Raw genomic sequence first — 16,202 nt, 5'->3', positions numbered from 1 at the left:
GGTCGCGGGTTCGAGTCCCGTCCGCTCCGCCACTAATTTGAAGGCCTTCCCAGATGGGAAGGCCTTTTTGCTATGGGTGGTTTTATCAAGTGACCCACAGGTTTGCACACCAGAACCAACACAAAGCCCAGTCTCACGACCGGGCTTTGGTGTTTTTAGTGTGTTAAACCAGCCAATGGCTGGCTTTTACCTGTCGGAAGGATCGTAAGACAGCCGGTTATTTCCACCATTTTCTGGCTATATCCGAGCCTTATCAGCCATTTGAGCGAGTTTACAGGCGGCCAAATCAGCCTTCTGCTGGTTGCAGGGCAGTTCCATATTGACCACCCCCTCGTCCATCTGCACATCGATCTTGAAGCCAAGCCGTTTGGCGAGGTTGACCATGCCGCGATTGCTGGGCATGGTCATGCCGGATAGCTGGCCAATCCCCTGCTCTTTGGCGTAACGGATGATCTTCTCCATCATCAATTTGCCGAGACCGACCCCTTTCAAGTCCGATCGCACCAGAATGGCAAACTCGGCATCGCTCAGGTCCGGGGTCGAGATAGCGCGTACCACGCCGAGGATTTGATCCTGCAGCTCGCCATCTTGCCCCACCGCTACGAAGGCCATCTCCCGGTCGTAATCGATCTGGGTCATGCGGGCCAGCTCTTCGTGACCCAGTTCGCCGACATCGGCGAAGAAGCGTTTGTACCTGTCTTCATCAGAGACTTGCAGCACGAACTGCTTGTGAGCCGGTTCATCTTCCGGCCGGATTGGGCGCAGCAGGATATGGCGCTGATCTTTAAGCCAGGCACCCTCCTCCAGTTCGGTGGGATAGGGGCGGATCGCCAGTCGGTTGATTATCGGGATGGCGGGGTCAGTCAGTGTGAGGCTGGCATCCAGTACCACCATCTCGGTACCGCACGCTTGCAGCGGGTGCAGGTCCAGCTCCTGAATCTCTGGAAAGGCGAGCAATAGCTCGGAGAGCTGGCAAAGCACTTGGCTCAAGGCATCAATATCCAGTCGCTCCGGTGTGGCCTGCTCACGGATCTTGCGACTCTTGAGTGCCCCGATGATCTGGTAACGGGCCAGCGCCTGATTGAGCGGCGGTAGCGCCGCGACCATCTCCTGCGGTTCCGCACCTGATTCACCCAACAGAATGACGGGGCCAAAGATGGCGTCTTGCTGGATGCGTACCCGCAGCTCCAGGCCACCGCTGCGGCGAGCCATGCGTTGCACCAGCAAGCCTTCGATGCGGGCGCCCGGATCATGCTGTTTGACCCTGTCCAGAATGGCATCTGCAGCTTGCGCCACTTCGGCCGAGGTGCGCAGATTGAGCACCACGCCGTGCACGGCAGACTTGTGCAGGATATCGGGCGAGCGCAGTTTTACCGCCACCGGGTAGCCGATCTGCTCGGCGGTGAGGGTCGCCTCGATGGCGTCGGTGACGATCCAGGTTGGTAGGGTCGAGAGACCTGCGGCTTGCAAAATGGGGTGAACGAGATGTGTATCCAGTCTCAGCTGTTTGCGCTCCTGCGCTTGGCGGATCAGCTGCTGGCACAGCTCGACATTGAGCTGGTTGCCATGTAGTGACGCCGGTGTCTCCATCAACTGCTTCTGGTTGCGGCGGTATTCCACCATGTGCATGAAGGCGGCCATGGCGCTTTCCGGCGTGCGGTAGGTCGGGAAGCCCGCCTCGGTAAAGAGCTTGCGCCCCTCCTGCGCCGAGTACTCGCCCGCCCAGTTGGTGAGGATATTGAAACGGCGCGCTCTGGGATGCTGTTTCAGATGGGCGATAAGATGGCTGGCCAGCGGCGCGCTCGGTGCCGTGAGCGAGGGGGCGTGGATGATCAGGATGGCGTCGATGCCATCTTCCTGCAACACGCTGTCCAGCGCCTCCTGATAGGTGGTGATGGTGGCATCGCTGCCGATGTCGAGCGGCGGGCGAGCCAGCTTGCCGCCCCGCTCCAGCAGCACATCCACCGCCATATTGGCCAGCCCGCGGCCGTTGGAGATGATGGCGAGCCGCTCTCCCTTGAGGGTCATGGAGTGGCTCAAGGTTTCTACCGCGGCAAACAGTTCGTGGGTATCCCGTACCCGCAACATGCCGGCGCGGCGGATGGCGGCATCATAGACGTTGTCGAGACCGTGGGCCGGTTCGTGGCGCCCGCTTTTCAGCACCAGGATCGGCTTGTTGCGCGAGGCTGCCCGCGCTGCCGAGAGAAAGTGGCGGGCGTCGTGCAACTTGTCCATATAGATCAAAATGGCGCGGGTGACGCTGTCGCGGGAGAGCTGATCCAGCAGCTGGCCGAAGTCGATGTCGCAGTGATCGCCAAGGGAGATGAAGGCGGAAAAGCCCAGTTCATGCTGCTTGGCCCAATCCAGAATGGTGGTGCTGACGGCGGCGGATTGCGAGAGAAAGGCGACCTGCCCCGGCTTGGCAGCAATGGGTGAAAAGCTGGCGTTAATCCCCTGGCCGGGCAGCAGCATCCCCATGCTGTTGGGGCCGAGCAGGCGAATACCGTATTGCTGGCAGACCCGTTTCAGCTCCAGCCGCTCCTCGGGGGAAAAGTCGGCGGCCAGTATGATGGCTGCCCCCGCGCCCTTCTGGCCTAGCGCTTCCAGCAATGGCAGGACCCGCTCCCGCTTGGTGCAGATGATGGCGAGATCCGGGGTTAGCGGCAGGCTGGCGATATCGGGATAGGCCAGCACGCCGGCGATGGCCTTGTTGCGCGGGGTGACGGGGAGGATGGGCCCTTTGAACTGGCCTGCCAGCAGGTGGCGCACGATCACATGACCCGCCTTGAGCGGGTCGGTCGAGGCGCCGATCACGGCGATTGAGTGGGGTTTGAACAGCCGATCCAGACCGCTTGCTTTCATGGGCACTCCCGTCGAAAGGGGGAAGATACCAGTCTAATACGCCTTTGCTGCGGGTTCTGTGACCGGATCCTGATCACTGTTTGTTCAGGGCATTGGCACGCAGATAAAAGCGCAGTTCGCCCTGCACCCGGCGAATGGCTCCCAGGTGGCGTTCCTGCAGATAGATATCCTGCTCCCGATCGAGCGCCGTGCTGGGTACGCCCATGCTTTGCAGATACTCGTCAAACAGGGTTGAACCCTTGATCTCTACCAGATGCTGTTTCATGGCTCTCCTCCCTGCGCCTTGGCGTTTGTTGATGAACGCCCAGTCTGCGATGACCTGTCGGGTTTGCCTATTGTCACTTTTGACACGAGATTTGACACGAGAGCGCTCACACATCTTTCAGAGAGGGCGCCGTTGAGGTACTGGCGGGCGTTATAGTATGGCGAGGAGCACAAGGTACGGATGGTGCACGGGATGATCAGAGTCTGGTGGTGGTGCATGGCACTGTGGGCGGTTGGCGTATCGGCAGCCGAGCAGCCTATCCGCGCCTGGAATCTGCTGCTGGATCACCCCAACCCCGCCGTCGTCCAGTTGCTGCGGCTCTCCCTCGATCTCACCGTGCCCGAATATGGCCCTTACCAGCTGGTCTCCAGCCCGCAGATGGAGCAGGGGCGGGCGGTGAAGGAGCTGCGCAGCGGCGAGCTGGTTCAGATCGGTGTTTTTGCCCCCGATGGTGAGCGAGAACGGGAGTTGCTGGCAATCCACATTCCGCTGGCCAAGGGGCTGCTGGGATGGCGGGTGTGTCTGGTTCGGCAGGGGGATGAGGGGCGTTTTGCCGCGATCGGATCGTTGGCGGACTGGCATCGCGCCGGGCTCTCCATCGGCCAGCACAGATCCTGGCCAGACACCCAGTTGCTGCGGGCTAACGGCCTCAAGGTGACGGTGGGCAATCTTTATGAGGCGCTCTTCAACATGCTGCGCAAGAAGCGCTTTGACTGCTTCCTGCGCTCGGTCATCGAAGTCGAGGATGAGCTAAGGCAGCATCCCGATCTCGCCATCGAGCCCCGTCTGGTGTTTCGCTATCCGCTGGCGCTGCTCTTCTTTGTCTCGCCAAAATATCCGGAGCTGGCCCAGCGCATCGAGCTTGGCCTGCTGCGGGCGCGGCAGTCTGGTGCTTTTGACCGGGTCTTTGAAGAGGGATTTGGCAGCACCATTCGGCGGTTGAAACTGGATGAGCGGGTGCGCCTCGAGTTGCACAACCCCGACTTGCCGCAGCCCAGTCGCGTCATGATGGTCGATCCGGCCCTTATCTATAATCCGGTGTCAGCGCAGTGAGCCCTGATTCTGCGCGGTATCCCAGAAGGCGCGGATCAGCGGCTCCTCCAGCCGCTTCTTGAGCACCCCGATCCCCACATCAAATGGCTTGAAGGCGGGCTTGAGGTCGATGATCCGTACCTTGTCGCCGAGCGGGCTATGGTCGATCACCGCCGCCGGCACCAGCCCCACGCCACAACCGAGCGCCACCATGGCGACGATCCCCTCGTTACCCGCCACTTCGGCGTAGATGTTGGGGGCTATTCCCTTGTTGCGAAACCACTGATCGCTGCGTTTGCGGGCCAAGCCCTGCTCGGAGAGGATGACTGGCAGTTGCTCCCAATCCGGCTCGCCCTGACGGAACCACTGGTTCAGTTGCGGGGCGTTGCGTGGCGCGATAAAGACCAGCGGTACCTGCTGCAGGCTGGCGAACTCCAGCTTGGCGGGCAGGGCATCGGGACGGGCGGCGATGGCGAGATCGGCCTCGTCGGCCAGGATCTTGTCCACCGCCAGCGCCGGGTCGCCGGTCTCCAGCTTGATCTCCAGCTGGGGGTAGCGGCGGCGAAAGCGCTCCAGTACCTCGGGCAACAGAAAGTAACTGGCGGTGACCGAGCAGAAGACCCGCAGCCGCCCCTGCAGCGGTTCATCGCTGCGTTTGAGCTCCTGCTTGAGCTGACGCCACTCCTGCAACAGGCCGCCACCAAACTCCCGCAGCTTCTCGCCGGCAGGGGTAAGCCGCACCGAGCGGTTGTCCCGCTCGAACAGCACGCAGCCGGTCTCCTGCTCCAGCCGCTGGATCGCGCGGCTCAGGGTGGAGGGGCTGACCGCCATGGCATCGGCACTCTTGCCGAAATGAAGGGAGTCGGCGAGGTGGAGAAACAGCTCGAGATTGCGAAGGTCCATCTTTCAGCTCCTGGCGCGGCTTGTGTGCCCGATATCCAGCGGTTGGCGGCTTGTTTCTGCCATCTCGTGGTACATTCAGCAGGCAATTATGAAGGATTAACGTTTCAATTATTGCAACGTACTGTTTCGAATATATCAGTTCAGGCAATAAGTGTCCCGCGCTATAGTGGTTCAGACAACGCCGCCATCCGGCATGGAATCAATCGAACGGAGCAATCACCATGGCTAACTATTTCAACACCTTGAACCTGCGTCAGCAGTTGGCCCAACTGGGCAAGTGTCGTTTCATGCAGCGCGAAGAGTTCGCGGACGGCTGCAACGTGCTGAAGGGCAAGAAGGTGGTGATTGTGGGCTGTGGTGCCCAGGGTCTGAACCAGGGTCTGAACATGCGTGACTCCGGGCTGGATATCTCCTACGCCCTGCGCAAGGCCGCCATCACCGAGAAGCGCGCCTCCTGGCAGAAAGCCACCGACAACGGCTTCGCGGTCGGCACCTATGAAGAGCTGATCCCGACCGCCGATCTGGTGCTGAACCTGACTCCGGACAAACAGCACTCCGACGTGGTGAAAACCGTGATGCCGCTGATGAAGCAGGGCGCCGCGCTGGGCTACTCCCACGGCTTCAACGTGGTGGAAGAGGGTCAGCAGATCCGCTCCGACATCACAGTTGTTATGGTGGCGCCGAAGTGCCCGGGTACCGAAGTGCGTGAAGAGTACAAGCGCGGTTTCGGCGTACCGACTCTGATCGCTGTTCACCCGGAAAATGACCCGAAAGGTGAAGGCATGGCCATCGCCAAGGCGTGGGCCTCTGCCACCGGCGGCGACCGTGCCGGGGTGCTGGAGTCCTCCTTCGTGGCGGAAGTGAAATCCGACCTGATGGGCGAGCAGACCATCCTCTGCGGCATGCTGCAGGCCGGTTCCCTGCTCTGCTACGACAAGCTGGTTGCCGAAGGCACAGACCCGGCCTACGCCGGCAAGCTGATCCAGTTCGGCTGGGAGACCATCACCGAAGCCCTGAAACAGGGTGGTATCAGCCTGATGATGGACCGCCTCTCCAACCCTGCCAAGCTGCGCGCCTTCGAGCTCTCCGAGCAGCTCAAGACCCTGATGCGCCCGCTGTTCGAGAAGCATATGGACGACATCATTGCCGGTGAGTTCTCTCGCGGCATGATGGCCGACTGGGCCGAAGACGATGCCAAGCTGTTCGGCTGGCGCGAAGAGACCGGTAAATCCGCCTTCGAAAACGCCCCGGCGTTCGCTGGCAAGATTGCCGAGCAGGAGTACTTCGACAATGGCGTGGTGATGGTGGCCATGGTCAAGGCGGGTGTCGAGCTGGCATTCGAGACCATGGTGGCTTCCGGTATCTACGAGGAGTCCGCCTACTACGAATCCCTGCACGAGTTGCCGCTGATCGCCAACACAGTTGCTCGCAAGCGTCTGTACGAGATGAACGTGGTCATCTCCGATACCGCCGAGTACGGCAACTACCTGTTCGCCAACGCTGCCGTGCCCTTGCTGCGCGAGCACTTCATGCCGACCCTGAAAGCAGGCGATCTGGGTGCCAGCAAGGCGGAAGGGCAGAGCGTGGATAACCTGGCGCTGCTGGCGGCAAATGAGGCGACCCGCAACCACCCGATCGAAAAAATCGGCCTGGTACTGCGTGGTTATATGAAAGACATGAAACGCATCGCCGTTGGCGGTTAAGCCTGCATCGAGCTGGATGATGAAGGGGCGGGGATGACGATCCCCGTCGCCGGTCGGACTGGACACCCGACCGGCCAGCCAGAACAATCAGCCTGACAGTCATAAAAAAGCCCCGCTCATTGAGCGGGGCTTTTGCATTCAGAAAGGCTGGATAAATCAGGCTTTCCACGCTTTCCAGGTATTGATCAGACCGTTGGTGGAGCAGTCGTGGCTGGTGACAGCCTCGTTGTTGCCCAGCTCCGGCAGGATCTTGTTGGCCAGCTGTTTGCCCAGCTCCACGCCCCACTGGTCGAAGGAGAAGATGTTCCAGATTGCGCCCTGTACGAAGATCTTGTGCTCGTACATGGCGATCAAGGCACCCAGGGTTTTCGGGGTCAGACTCTTGAACAGGATGGAGTTGGTCGGGCGGTTGCCTTCGAACACTTTGAACGGCACCAGATCCTTGACCTGCTCCAGGGTTTTGCCAGCCGCCAGGAACTCGGCTTCAACCTCTTCCTTGCTCTTGCCGAAGGCCAGCGCCTCGGTCTGGGCGAAGAAGTTGGCCAGCAGTTTCGGGTGGTGGTCACCGATCGGGTTGTGGCTGATGGCTGGCGCCAGGAAGTCACAGGGGATCAGCTTGGTGCCTTGATGGATCAGCTGGTAGAAGGCGTGCTGGCCGTTGGTGCCCGGCTCACCCCAGATGATGGGGCCAGTCTGGTAGTCAACCGGCTTGCCGTTGCGATCCACGTACTTGCCGTTGGACTCCATGTTGCCCTGCTGGAAGTAGGCAGGGAAGCGGTGCATGTACTGGTCGTACGGCAGAATGGCTTCGGACTCGGCACCGTAGAAGTTGTTGTACCACAGGCCAATCAGCGCCAGCAGCACCGGCACGTTCTGCTCATAGGAGGCAGTGGCGAAGTGCATGTCCATCTCGAAGGCGCCTTGCAGCAGGGCTTCGAAGTTCTCGAAACCGACGGAGAGGGCGATGGGCATGCCGATGGCAGACCAGGAGGAGTAGCGGCCGCCAACCCAGTCCCAGAACTCGAACATGTTGTTGGTGTCGATGCCGAACTCGGCCACGGCCTTGCCGTTGGTGGAGAGAGCAGCGAAGTGTTTGGCAACGTGTGCCTTGTCACCGGCGATGTTGATGAACCAGTCGCGGGCGGTCAGGGCGTTGGTCATGGTCTCCTGGGTGGTGAAGGTCTTGGAGGCCACCAGGAACAGGGTGGTTTCCGGATCGATCTTCTTCAGGGTCTCGGCGATGTGGGTGCCATCGACGTTGGAGACGAAGTGCATCTGCAGGTGGTTTTTGTAGGGACGCAGTGCCTCGGTGATCATCACCGGGCCCAGATCAGAGCCACCGATACCGATGTTGACCACGTGCTGGATCGCTTTGCCGGTGTAGCCTTTCCACTCGCCTCCGATTACCTTCTCGCAGAAGCCCTTCATCTTGGCCAGCACGGCGTTCACTTCCGGCATAACATCCTTGCCGTCGCACTCGATGGGGCGGTCGGAGCGGTTGCGCAGGGCCACGTGCAGTACGGAGCGGCCTTCGGTCATGTTGATCTTGTCACCATTGAACATGGCATCGATCGCGCTGCGAAGATCGGTCTCTTTGGCCAGATCAATCAGCAACTTGAGGGTTTCTTCGGTGATCAGGTTCTTCGAGTAATCAACCAGGATGTCGCCGCCGAAGGTAAGGGAAAACTTGTCAAAGCGCTTCGGGTCCTGCGCGAACAGATCCTTGAGTCGAGTCTCTTTGTTTGCTGCAAAGTGGGCTTCCAGTGCCTGCCAGGCCTGGGTTTGGGTTGGATTGATATTTTTCATAGGATTCCTGAAATGCCAAGTTGTGTTTGAACCTTGCAGGCAAGGTCCCGCCAAACCTTATTATCCGAGCATTATAGCGAGCCGATCGGGCTGCCCGTGTAACAGATTTTTACCGATTGTCTTTTACCGCAATGGGTCACTGCCGGGAGCATACAACCAGAACATTGGGATTATGTGTCACGAAAGCAAGGCGGATCTTGCGCTTGCTCATGATTGGGGCCACCCCGATAGCCTGAAATTGTTTTCATCCGGTTGGCGTGGTTATGCACCGACATGGCCATGGGCTGGGGCCAGAAACGACAATGCCAGCCCGAAGGCTGGCATTGTCTGTTGCAGCAGAACCGCGATCACGCCTGCGGTTTTTGCATGTGCATCACCATCTGCGGGAAGGGGATCTCGATGCCTTCGGCATCAAAGGTCAGTTTCACCTTCTCGTGGAAGTCGAACCAGACCCCCCAGTAGTCAGCGGTTTTCACCCAGGGGCGCACCACGATATTGACCGAGGAGTCGGCCAGCGCGGCAACGGCGATGGTGGCTGCCGGATCTTTCAGGATGCGCGGCTCTTCGCTTACCAGACGCTCGAGGATCTGTTTGGCCTTGCGCAGGTCAGAGCCGTAGCCGATGCCAAAGGTCATATCGACGCGGCGGGTATCCATGCGCGAGTAGTTGACGATGGTGCCGTTGAGGATGGCGGAGTTCGGGACTACCACCATCTTGTTGTCACCGGAGGTGAGGGTGGTGGTAAAGAGCTGAACGGACTGCACCACACCCGCGGTGCCCGCCACTTCGATGAACTCGCCCGCCTTGATGGGGCGGAAGATGATCAGCAGGAAGCCGGCTGCGAAGTTGGAGAGCGAGCCTTGCAGCGCCAGACCGATGGCCAGACCGGCGGCACCGATAATGGCGACGAAGGAGGCGGTCTGCACGCCAACACGGCCCAGCGCGGCGATCACCACGAACACCAGAATGGCGTATTTGAGGATGCTGCCGACGAAGTGAGTGACGGTGGTGTCCAGCTTGCGGGCCTGCATCACCTTGACCACACCACCGCTGATGAGGTTGGCGGCGATATAGCCGACCAGCAGGGTCAGCAGGGCGGCGGCGATATTGACGCCGTATTCGATCAGCAGTCCCTGATTATTGACCAGCCAGGTCTGCGCTTCGGTAATGATTTCGGGTTCCATAGGATGTCCTGTCAGGTTCTAAAAGGTTTATGGTGGATAAATCTAACACCGCAGCGCGACAGTACGGGTCGCATCTGGTACTTCTTTTCTGCCATAAAAACCTGACACAAAAAAGAAGGGAGGCCAAAGCCTCCCTTCTTTTTGCTGAATGACGCGAAAAAAACATCAGCTCTGCAGCAGTTGGCTGCGGATAAATTGCCACTGATCTTCGAAACCTGCGGTCGGCTTGAGCTTGAACTCGGAGCGCACGAACTGGCTGATGCGACCTTCGGTGTAGGCCAGCAGCAGATTGGCCAACATGGTCTCGTCGAGCTGGAAGCCCTGACCCTCGCGCAGCCGCTTCTCGCGCAGCACCTGCTTGATCTGGGTCTCCAGCTTGTCGAACAGGATGCTGATGCGATCCCGCAGCCGATCGTGCTCACCCAGCAGGGCGTCGCCATTGAGGATGCGGGTAATGCCGGGATTGCGCTCGGCGAACACCAGCAGCAGCTGCAGGATATGGTGGCAGCGCGCCATGGTGTCCTTCTCTTCCGCCATGATCAGATTGACCCGTGACAGCAGGGAATCCTCGATAAAGTCGATCAGCCCCTCGAACATCCGCGCCTTGCTGGGAAAATGTCGATAGAGGGCTGCTTCAGAGACGCCGACCTCGGCCGCCAGACGGGCCGTGGTGATGCGCTGACCCGGACTGGTTTCCAGCATATGGGCGAGCGCCTGCAGGATCTGATCGCGCCGACTCTGTTTCTGATTACTGCTTGCCATGGATTCCCCTAAAAAAACAATGGCTTGATTCTATTATTAGGCACCGCCATCGGGCTGGTGTGGTCTGTTATTGGCGACCAGAAGAACCAAAACCGCCTTCACCCCGTTCGCTCTGATTGAACTCATCGACCAGTTGGAAGCTGGCCTGAACTACCGGCATGATCACCAGCTGGGCGATGCGCTCGCCGGGTTGCATGGTGAACTCATCCTTGCCGCGGTTCCAGACCGAGACCATCAGCTGACCCTGGTAATCGGAATCGATCAGACCGACCAGGTTGCCCAGCACGATGCCGTGCTTATGGCCGAGGCCGGAGCGGGGCAGAATGGTGGCACACAGACCCGGATCCTGGATGTGGATGGCCAGACCGGTCGGCACCAGGGTGGTATCACCCGGAGCCAGAGTCAGCGGCGCATCCAGCAGTGCGCGCAGATCCATGCCGGCAGAGCCCGGTGTGGCGTAGGCGGGCAGCGGGTACTCGGTACCGATACGGGCATCCAGAATCTTCAGTTCAATTTGTGTAGTCATGAATCGCTTTTTCAGTTGGATCTTGTATTGGCGCCCCTCTTGGCAAGGCGGGGCGCCGTGAGTCTTGTTCTGTCGGGACGCTCAGTGCCGGTAGTGGCGCGCAATCAGGGCGATCAGGTGACGGGCCAGCGTCAGCTTGTCGGCCAGCGGCAGCGGGGCCTGGCCCCCTTGCCAGAACACGGTCAGGGCGTTGTCATCGGCGTTGAAGCCTTGCCCCTCGCGGGACACATCGTTGGCGGCGATCATGTCCAGCCGCTTACGCTGCAACTTGTCGAGGGCGTATTGTTCCACATCCACGGTTTCGGCGGCAAATCCGACGGTGAAGGGTTTGTCTGAAAGGGCGCCGACGGCCGCGATGATGTCGGGGTTTTTCACCAGCTTCACCACCATCTGGTCGTTGTCGCCGGTTTTCTTGATCTTCTGGCTGGCCACCTGCTCAGGACGATAGTCGGCTACCGCCGCGCAGCCGATGAAGAGGTCGCACTCGCCGACTCGGCTCATTACCGCCTGATGCATCTGCTCGGCGCTTTCGACATCGATGCGGGTGACGCCAGCTGGTGTAGCCAGCGTTACCGGGCCGCTCACCAGCGTCACCTCGGCGCCCGCTTCACGAGCGGCGCGAGCGATGGCGTAACCCATCTTGCCGGAGCTGTGGTTGCTGATGTAGCGCACCGGATCCAGCGCCTCGCGGGTTGGACCGGCGGTGAGCAGCAGCTTGACGCCTGCCAGCAAGGGCTCGGCGGCCAGCTGCTGGCAGCAGCGATCCACCAGTTCGAGGGGGTCCAGCATCCGCCCCGGGCCCACATCGCCACAGGCCTGGCTGCCGGCATCCGGGCCCCACAGCAGAATGCCGCGGCTGGCCAGGGTCTTGAGGTTGGCCTGGGTGGCGGCGTTGAGATACATCTGCTGATTCATTGCTGGTGCCAGCGCGATGGACGCCGGAGTGGCCAGACAGAGGGTGGTCAGCAGTTCGTCGGCCATGCCTGCAGCCATCCGCGCCATCAGGTTGGCGCTGGCGGGGGCGATCAGCACCAGATCGGCCCACTTGGCCAGTTCGATATGGCCCATGCCCGCTTCGGCAGAGGGGTCCAGCAGGCTGTAGGCCACCGGATGACCGGAGACCGCCTGCAGGGTCAGCGGGGTGATGAACTCCTTGGCGGAGCGGGTCATCACCACCCGCACTTCGGCGCCCTGATCTTTCAGGCGGCGTACCAGCTCGGCACTCTTGTAGGCGGCGATCCCGCCACTGACACCCAACAGGATGCGTTTATCGGCCAATCTCATCTGCTGTTTCTCTATCCGGCTCATTCTGACTGGTCGGCTAAGATACCACAGGCAATGGATGACGACAGGGGTTGGCATCAAGGGGTGTGGTCGGGCGTGCGCAATTTTTTGCTATGTTTTTTCTCAACAGGGATGAGGGAGAGACAAATGAGCATCAAAGAGTGGCCGGAAGATGAACGCCCCAGAGAGAAGTTGCTGCGTCAGGGGTCTGCGGCGCTCTCCGATGCCGAGTTGCTCGCCATCTTTCTGCGCACCGGCGTCAATGGCCTGAGTGCAGTGGATCTTTCACGTAATCTATTGAATCAATTCGGCTCTTTACGCAGTTTGCTGGGGGCGGATCAACGGGCATTCTGCGAGGCGCACGGCCTTGGCCCGGCCAAATATGCCCAGTTGCAGGCGGTGCTGGAGATGGCCAGACGCCATCTGGCCGAGCAACTGCAACGGGGCGATGCCCTCACTTCACCCCAGCTGACCCGCGACTATCTGCAGGCCCAGCTGCGGGATCGGCCACGCGAGGTGTTTGCCCTGCTGTTGCTCGACAATCAGCACAGAGTCATTCAATTTGTTGAGCTTTTTTTCGGCACCATCGACTCGGCGAGCGTCTGGCCAAGAGAAATCGTGCAGATCGCGCTCAAACATAATGCAGCCGCGGTGATTCTGGCGCATAATCACCCGTCCGGCGTCGCCGAGCCCAGCAGGGCCGACCGCCAGATCACGGATCGGATCACGGCCGCTTTGGCCCTGATCGATATCAGAGTGCTGGATCACTTGGTGATCGGTGATGGCATCACGGTTTCTTTTGCCGAGCGCGGTTGGCTATAACTGTGCTCTGGCACCGTATTAGTTGATCTTTGATCACGGATGCTGTATAAAATGCCGCCTTCTGTTTGCCCCGCAATCGAAGGCCAGCGGGGCAGATATTTGCTCGAGCAATGAAGTAAGATTTGGAGAGACTGACATGTCTAGAGTATGCCAAGTAACCGGCAAGCGCCCGGCAGTTGGTAACAACCGTTCGCACGCTAACAACGCCACCAAGCGTCGTTTCCTGCCGAACCTGCACACTCACCGTTTCTGGGTTGAGAGTGAAAAACGCTTCGTAAGCCTGCGCGTATCCGCAAAAGGCATGCGTATCATCGACAAGCGTGGCGTTGAAGTGGTTCTGGCTGAACTGCGCGCCAGCGGTGTTAAGGTATAAGGAATTAGATCATGGCTAAAGGTATTCGCGAGAAAATTCGCCTGAACTCCAGCGCCGGTACTGGTCACTTCTATACCACTACCAAAAACAAGCGCACCATGCCCGAAAAAATGGAGATCAAAAAGTTTGATCCCGTTGTTCGTCAGCATGTGATCTACAAGGAAGGCAAAATCAAGTAATTACTTGATGCTGCATTCCCAAAAACCCGGCTTCGTGCCGGGTTTTTTTATGCGCCGAATTCAGTACACTGCCGGTTCAAAGGGAGGCTTGCCATGTTCAAATTGAGCCGCAAAGGCTGGAATAACGTGATCATTGTGGTGGTGCTGATCGTGATCACCCTGTTGCATCGTATGGAGACTGCCCAGCAGGAGAACAGCGCCAAGCGGGCTCGCCCCTTGCTGCCGGATGCGGCCGTGGTGCTCACTTGGCAGGGGCCTAGTTGGCAGATTGAGCGGATTGGTCAGGGCTGGCGCAGCGTACCGGATTTGGGGCTCGACACGGCTCAGCTGGATGCCCGTCTGGCGCACTGGCAGAGCTGGTTGCTGCCTCCCGGCGAGGTGGTGCGCGGTACCCCGGTGACCATTAAGGTGTGGATTGCCGGCCAGAGCGATCCGGTCGAGATCGGCCTCTATCAGAACAGCGGTCAGTATGGCGCTCAGCTGCCCTCCGGTCTCTGGCTCGCCCTCACAGCCGAGCAGTATCGCGATCTGCTGCGCCCTGCCCCCTGAGTTCCTTTTCCTTGTGAGGTACCCATGCCTGAATTGCCAGAAGTTGAAGTCAGCCGTCAGGGGATCTCCCCCTGGCTCACCGGTATCAAGGTGACGCGCGTGGTGGTGCGGGATGGCCGCCTGCGCTGGCCGATCCCCGGTGAGATTCAGGAGCTGGTGGACCTCACCATCCATCGGGTGCGCCGCCGTGCCAAATACCTGCTGCTGGAGACCGATTTCGGCACCGCCATCCTCCATCTGGGGATGTCCGGCAGCCTGCGGGTACTGGATATCGGCACCCCGGCCGAGAAGCACGACCATGTGGATATCGAGCTGGAGAATGGCAAGCTGCTGCGGCTAAACGATCCGCGCCGCTTCGGCGCCCTGCTCTGGACCAGGGAACCGGCCGAAGCCCACGCGCTGCTCGCCAAGCTGGGGCCCGAGCCGCTCACCGATGCCTTCAGTGCTGATTACCTGCAGGGGCGTGCCAAGGGGCGCAGCACTGCCATCAAGCAGTTCCTGATGGACAATCAGGTGGTGGTCGGGGTAGGCAACATCTACGCCAACGAGGCGCTCTATGCCGCCGGCATTCACCCCAAACGGGCGGCGGGCAATATCAGCGCCGAGCGGCTGGGAACCCTGGTGGCCGAGATCAAGCGGGTGTTGGCCGAAGCCATCCGGCAGGGCGGCACCACCCTCAAGGATTTCACCAGTGCCGATGGCAAGCCAGGCTATTTCGTGCAGCAGTTGCAGGTCTACGGCCGTGGCGGTCAGCCCTGTTTCCACTGTCACACCCTGCTGACCGAGACAAGAATGGGGCAGCGTACCACGGTTTTTTGCAGTCATTGCCAGCGCTGAGCGTACTTTTTTCCCCGATCCGGGGGAAGTTGTAACAGCATATTTCCAGGCTGTTGAATATTTGCGCAGTCATTACTAGTATCAGCGGCCGTTCAGGCGGTTTGAGAACTAGAAATGACTTTAAAATCAATAGACTGGGAATATTTATCCCGGCAGGAGCGCTATTGCGCAAAATCCATGGCCCGCTTCCTCTACCCCGAGGGATGTGACCGGAAAACCTTCAATCGCGGCAAGTTCGTGCTGCGCAGCCTGCTCTATCGCAAGTCGCTGAGCCGGGTCTTCAGCCTGTTTCAGTGCGACTCGCTCAAGGCACTGCCAGCGGTCTATCCCGAGCTGCTCGACAAGCCTATGCGACCCTATCGCTTCGCCTGTGCCAGCGCCCGTGAGCGGGCCGAGATGCTGGAAAATCACTACCGGTTGCTGCTGGAGTGCTACCCGCAGCTGATCGACCCCCTCTATCTGGGCGAGGGGATCGCGCTGGGGCACTATCCCCAGAGTGGCTGCCGCATTCTGCTGCGCCACGATGGCACCTTCCGCCGCGAGGCCGAGCTGGCGCTCTCCATCGTCAACGGCGAGGGGCAGCGCCTCTACAGCTGCGCCTTTTCGCTGGCGGGTAGCGTGGATCGTTTGATTCTGATGATCGGCTCCATGCAGGGGCCGGAGCCTGCGGTCGACAATGCTCAGGATCGGGTGCGCGAGCTGACCAAAGAGGGACACGGCCTGCGGCCCAAATCCCTGCTGGTGCAGCTGGTGCTGCAACTGGCGCAGAGCATGGGGGCGGCGGAGGTGCTGGCGGTGCGCAAGCGTGCCCACGTGTTTCAGGCTAGGCGCTACAGCAGCAAGCAAAAAGCCAACCTGCAGGCCGATTATGACGAGCTGTGGCAGGAATTCGGCGCCCGGGATGTGGATGCCAACTTCGTCGCCCTGCAAGCCCAGCCGCGCAAGCCGCTGGAGGAGATCGCCTCCAAGAAGCGGGCCATGTACCGGCGCCGCTACGAGTGGCTCGATCTGCTGGTGCAGGAGATGAATGAGCGGTTTGCCCGTCAGTAACCGGCAAGCATGCTGACCTCTCTATAACGAGAAAGATACAACAAGGGCTACCCGTGGGTAGCCCT

Annotated in this window: 16 protein-coding genes; 8 read left to right on the top strand and 8 right to left on the bottom strand. The window is 60.1% G+C overall.

Going from position 1 to position 16,202, the window contains the following annotated elements:
* Nucleotides 1-237 precede the first annotated feature (237 nt).
* Entirely contained in the window at nt 238-2,862 is a 2,625-nt protein-coding gene (locus tag G5380_RS20085) for a GNAT family N-acetyltransferase (protein ID WP_421353070.1), read from the bottom strand.
* Nucleotides 2,863-2,935: 73 nt separating this feature from the next.
* Nucleotides 2,936-3,127 carry a hypothetical protein gene (locus tag G5380_RS20080; protein WP_335816392.1) on the bottom strand — a complete coding sequence of 64 codons (192 nt, stop codon included), beginning with the start codon at nt 3,125-3,127 and terminating at the stop codon, nt 2,936-2,938.
* 192 nt (nt 3,128-3,319) lie between these two features.
* On the opposite strand from G5380_RS20080, the gene G5380_RS20075 reads away from it, so the two are divergent.
* Nucleotides 3,320-4,180 (top strand): hypothetical protein, encoded by an 861-nt coding sequence (locus G5380_RS20075; RefSeq protein WP_421353069.1) that lies wholly within the window; start codon nt 3,320-3,322, stop codon nt 4,178-4,180.
* Here G5380_RS20075 and ilvY read toward each other — a convergent pair.
* A complete protein-coding gene (ilvY, locus tag G5380_RS20070) occupies nt 4,169-5,062 on the bottom strand; it encodes an HTH-type transcriptional activator IlvY (RefSeq protein ID WP_101531017.1) in 894 nt (297 codons plus the stop codon). The genes G5380_RS20075 and ilvY overlap by 12 nt on opposite strands.
* A 221-nt stretch (nt 5,063-5,283) precedes the next feature.
* On the opposite strand from ilvY, the gene ilvC reads away from it, so the two are divergent.
* A complete protein-coding gene (gene ilvC, locus G5380_RS20065; protein ID WP_331483885.1) occupies nt 5,284-6,765 on the top strand; it encodes a ketol-acid reductoisomerase in 1,482 nt (493 codons plus the stop codon).
* A gap of 156 nt (nt 6,766-6,921) precedes the next feature.
* On the opposite strand, the gene pgi is transcribed toward ilvC, so the two are convergent.
* The 5 genes from pgi to coaBC form a co-directional block, all read right to left on the bottom strand.
* A complete protein-coding gene (pgi, locus tag G5380_RS20060; protein ID WP_323894278.1) occupies nt 6,922-8,571 on the bottom strand; it encodes a glucose-6-phosphate isomerase in 1,650 nt (549 codons plus the stop codon).
* 347 nt (nt 8,572-8,918) lie between these two features.
* Nucleotides 8,919-9,755: a mechanosensitive ion channel domain-containing protein gene (locus G5380_RS20055; protein WP_005339493.1), complete on the bottom strand. Its 837-nt coding sequence runs from the start codon at nt 9,753-9,755 to the stop codon at nt 8,919-8,921.
* Between the two features lie 165 nt (nt 9,756-9,920).
* A complete protein-coding gene (gene slmA, locus G5380_RS20050) occupies nt 9,921-10,517 on the bottom strand; it encodes a nucleoid occlusion factor SlmA (RefSeq protein ID WP_005339495.1) in 597 nt (198 codons plus the stop codon).
* A 67-nt stretch (nt 10,518-10,584) separates the two neighbouring features.
* Entirely contained in the window at nt 10,585-11,043 is a 459-nt protein-coding gene (dut, locus tag G5380_RS20045) for a dUTP diphosphatase (protein ID WP_005339498.1), read from the bottom strand.
* A gap of 81 nt (nt 11,044-11,124) precedes the next feature.
* Complete coding sequence (coaBC, locus tag G5380_RS20040; RefSeq protein WP_421210221.1) at nt 11,125-12,327, bottom strand: bifunctional phosphopantothenoylcysteine decarboxylase/phosphopantothenate--cysteine ligase CoaBC; 1,203 nt, start codon at nt 12,325-12,327, stop codon at nt 11,125-11,127.
* Between the two features lie 147 nt (nt 12,328-12,474).
* On the opposite strand from coaBC, the gene radC reads away from it, so the two are divergent.
* From radC to G5380_RS20010, 6 genes are all read left to right on the top strand, one after another.
* Nucleotides 12,475-13,149, top strand: a complete 675-nt coding sequence (gene radC, locus G5380_RS20035) for a RadC family protein (RefSeq protein ID WP_421210219.1) — start codon at nt 12,475-12,477, stop codon at nt 13,147-13,149.
* Nucleotides 13,150-13,285: 136 nt separating this feature from the next.
* The gene (rpmB, locus tag G5380_RS20030; RefSeq protein ID WP_005307492.1) at nt 13,286-13,522 is read left to right on the top strand and encodes a 50S ribosomal protein L28; all 237 of its coding nucleotides are present in this window, start codon (nt 13,286-13,288) and stop codon (nt 13,520-13,522) included.
* Nucleotides 13,523-13,533: 11 nt separating this feature from the next.
* On the top strand, nt 13,534-13,701 hold the full coding sequence (gene rpmG / locus G5380_RS20025; RefSeq protein WP_005307500.1) for a 50S ribosomal protein L33: 168 nt from the start codon (nt 13,534-13,536) through the stop codon (nt 13,699-13,701).
* Nucleotides 13,702-13,794: 93 nt separating this feature from the next.
* Nucleotides 13,795-14,250 carry a hypothetical protein gene (locus G5380_RS20020; RefSeq protein ID WP_129504963.1) on the top strand — a complete coding sequence of 152 codons (456 nt, stop codon included), beginning with the start codon at nt 13,795-13,797 and terminating at the stop codon, nt 14,248-14,250.
* Between the two features lie 24 nt (nt 14,251-14,274).
* Nucleotides 14,275-15,087 (top strand): bifunctional DNA-formamidopyrimidine glycosylase/DNA-(apurinic or apyrimidinic site) lyase, encoded by an 813-nt coding sequence (mutM, locus tag G5380_RS20015; RefSeq protein WP_005357390.1) that lies wholly within the window; start codon nt 14,275-14,277, stop codon nt 15,085-15,087.
* 177 nt (nt 15,088-15,264) lie between these two features.
* Nucleotides 15,265-16,137, top strand: a complete 873-nt coding sequence (locus G5380_RS20010) for a VirK/YbjX family protein (protein ID WP_216952390.1) — start codon at nt 15,265-15,267, stop codon at nt 16,135-16,137.
* Nucleotides 16,138-16,202: the final 65 nt, after the last annotated feature.

The organism is Aeromonas sp. 604443 (assembly GCF_049170315.1).
In the GTDB taxonomy this organism is placed as follows: domain Bacteria; phylum Pseudomonadota; class Gammaproteobacteria; order Enterobacterales; family Aeromonadaceae; genus Aeromonas; species Aeromonas veronii_A.
The sequence above is the reverse complement of the archived record's forward strand: the minus strand, read 5'-3'. Positions and strand labels throughout refer to the sequence as shown.

Bases quoted from the DNA above. Each gene is read 5' to 3' on its own strand.
- G5380_RS20085 (WP_421353070.1), bottom strand. From the start codon at position 2,862: ATGAAAGCAAGCGGTCTGGATCGGCTGTTCAAACCCCACTCAATCGCC.
- G5380_RS20080 (WP_335816392.1), bottom strand. From the start codon at position 3,127: ATGAAACAGCATCTGGTAGAGATCAAGGGTTCAACCCTGTTTGACGAG.
- G5380_RS20075 (WP_421353069.1), top strand. From the start codon at position 3,320: ATGATCAGAGTCTGGTGGTGGTGCATGGCACTGTGGGCGGTTGGCGTA.
- ilvY (WP_101531017.1), bottom strand. From the start codon at position 5,062: ATGGACCTTCGCAATCTCGAGCTGTTTCTCCACCTCGCCGACTCCCTT.
- ilvC (WP_331483885.1), top strand. From the start codon at position 5,284: ATGGCTAACTATTTCAACACCTTGAACCTGCGTCAGCAGTTGGCCCAA.
- pgi (WP_323894278.1), bottom strand. From the start codon at position 8,571: ATGAAAAATATCAATCCAACCCAAACCCAGGCCTGGCAGGCACTGGAA.
- G5380_RS20055 (WP_005339493.1), bottom strand. From the start codon at position 9,755: ATGGAACCCGAAATCATTACCGAAGCGCAGACCTGGCTGGTCAATAAT.
- slmA (WP_005339495.1), bottom strand. From the start codon at position 10,517: ATGGCAAGCAGTAATCAGAAACAGAGTCGGCGCGATCAGATCCTGCAG.
- dut (WP_005339498.1), bottom strand. From the start codon at position 11,043: ATGACTACACAAATTGAACTGAAGATTCTGGATGCCCGTATCGGTACC.
- coaBC (WP_421210221.1), bottom strand. From the start codon at position 12,327: ATGAGATTGGCCGATAAACGCATCCTGTTGGGTGTCAGTGGCGGGATC.
- radC (WP_421210219.1), top strand. From the start codon at position 12,475: ATGAGCATCAAAGAGTGGCCGGAAGATGAACGCCCCAGAGAGAAGTTG.
- rpmB (WP_005307492.1), top strand. From the start codon at position 13,286: ATGTCTAGAGTATGCCAAGTAACCGGCAAGCGCCCGGCAGTTGGTAAC.
- rpmG (WP_005307500.1), top strand. From the start codon at position 13,534: ATGGCTAAAGGTATTCGCGAGAAAATTCGCCTGAACTCCAGCGCCGGT.
- G5380_RS20020 (WP_129504963.1), top strand. From the start codon at position 13,795: ATGTTCAAATTGAGCCGCAAAGGCTGGAATAACGTGATCATTGTGGTG.
- mutM (WP_005357390.1), top strand. From the start codon at position 14,275: ATGCCTGAATTGCCAGAAGTTGAAGTCAGCCGTCAGGGGATCTCCCCC.
- G5380_RS20010 (WP_216952390.1), top strand. From the start codon at position 15,265: ATGGCCCGCTTCCTCTACCCCGAGGGATGTGACCGGAAAACCTTCAAT.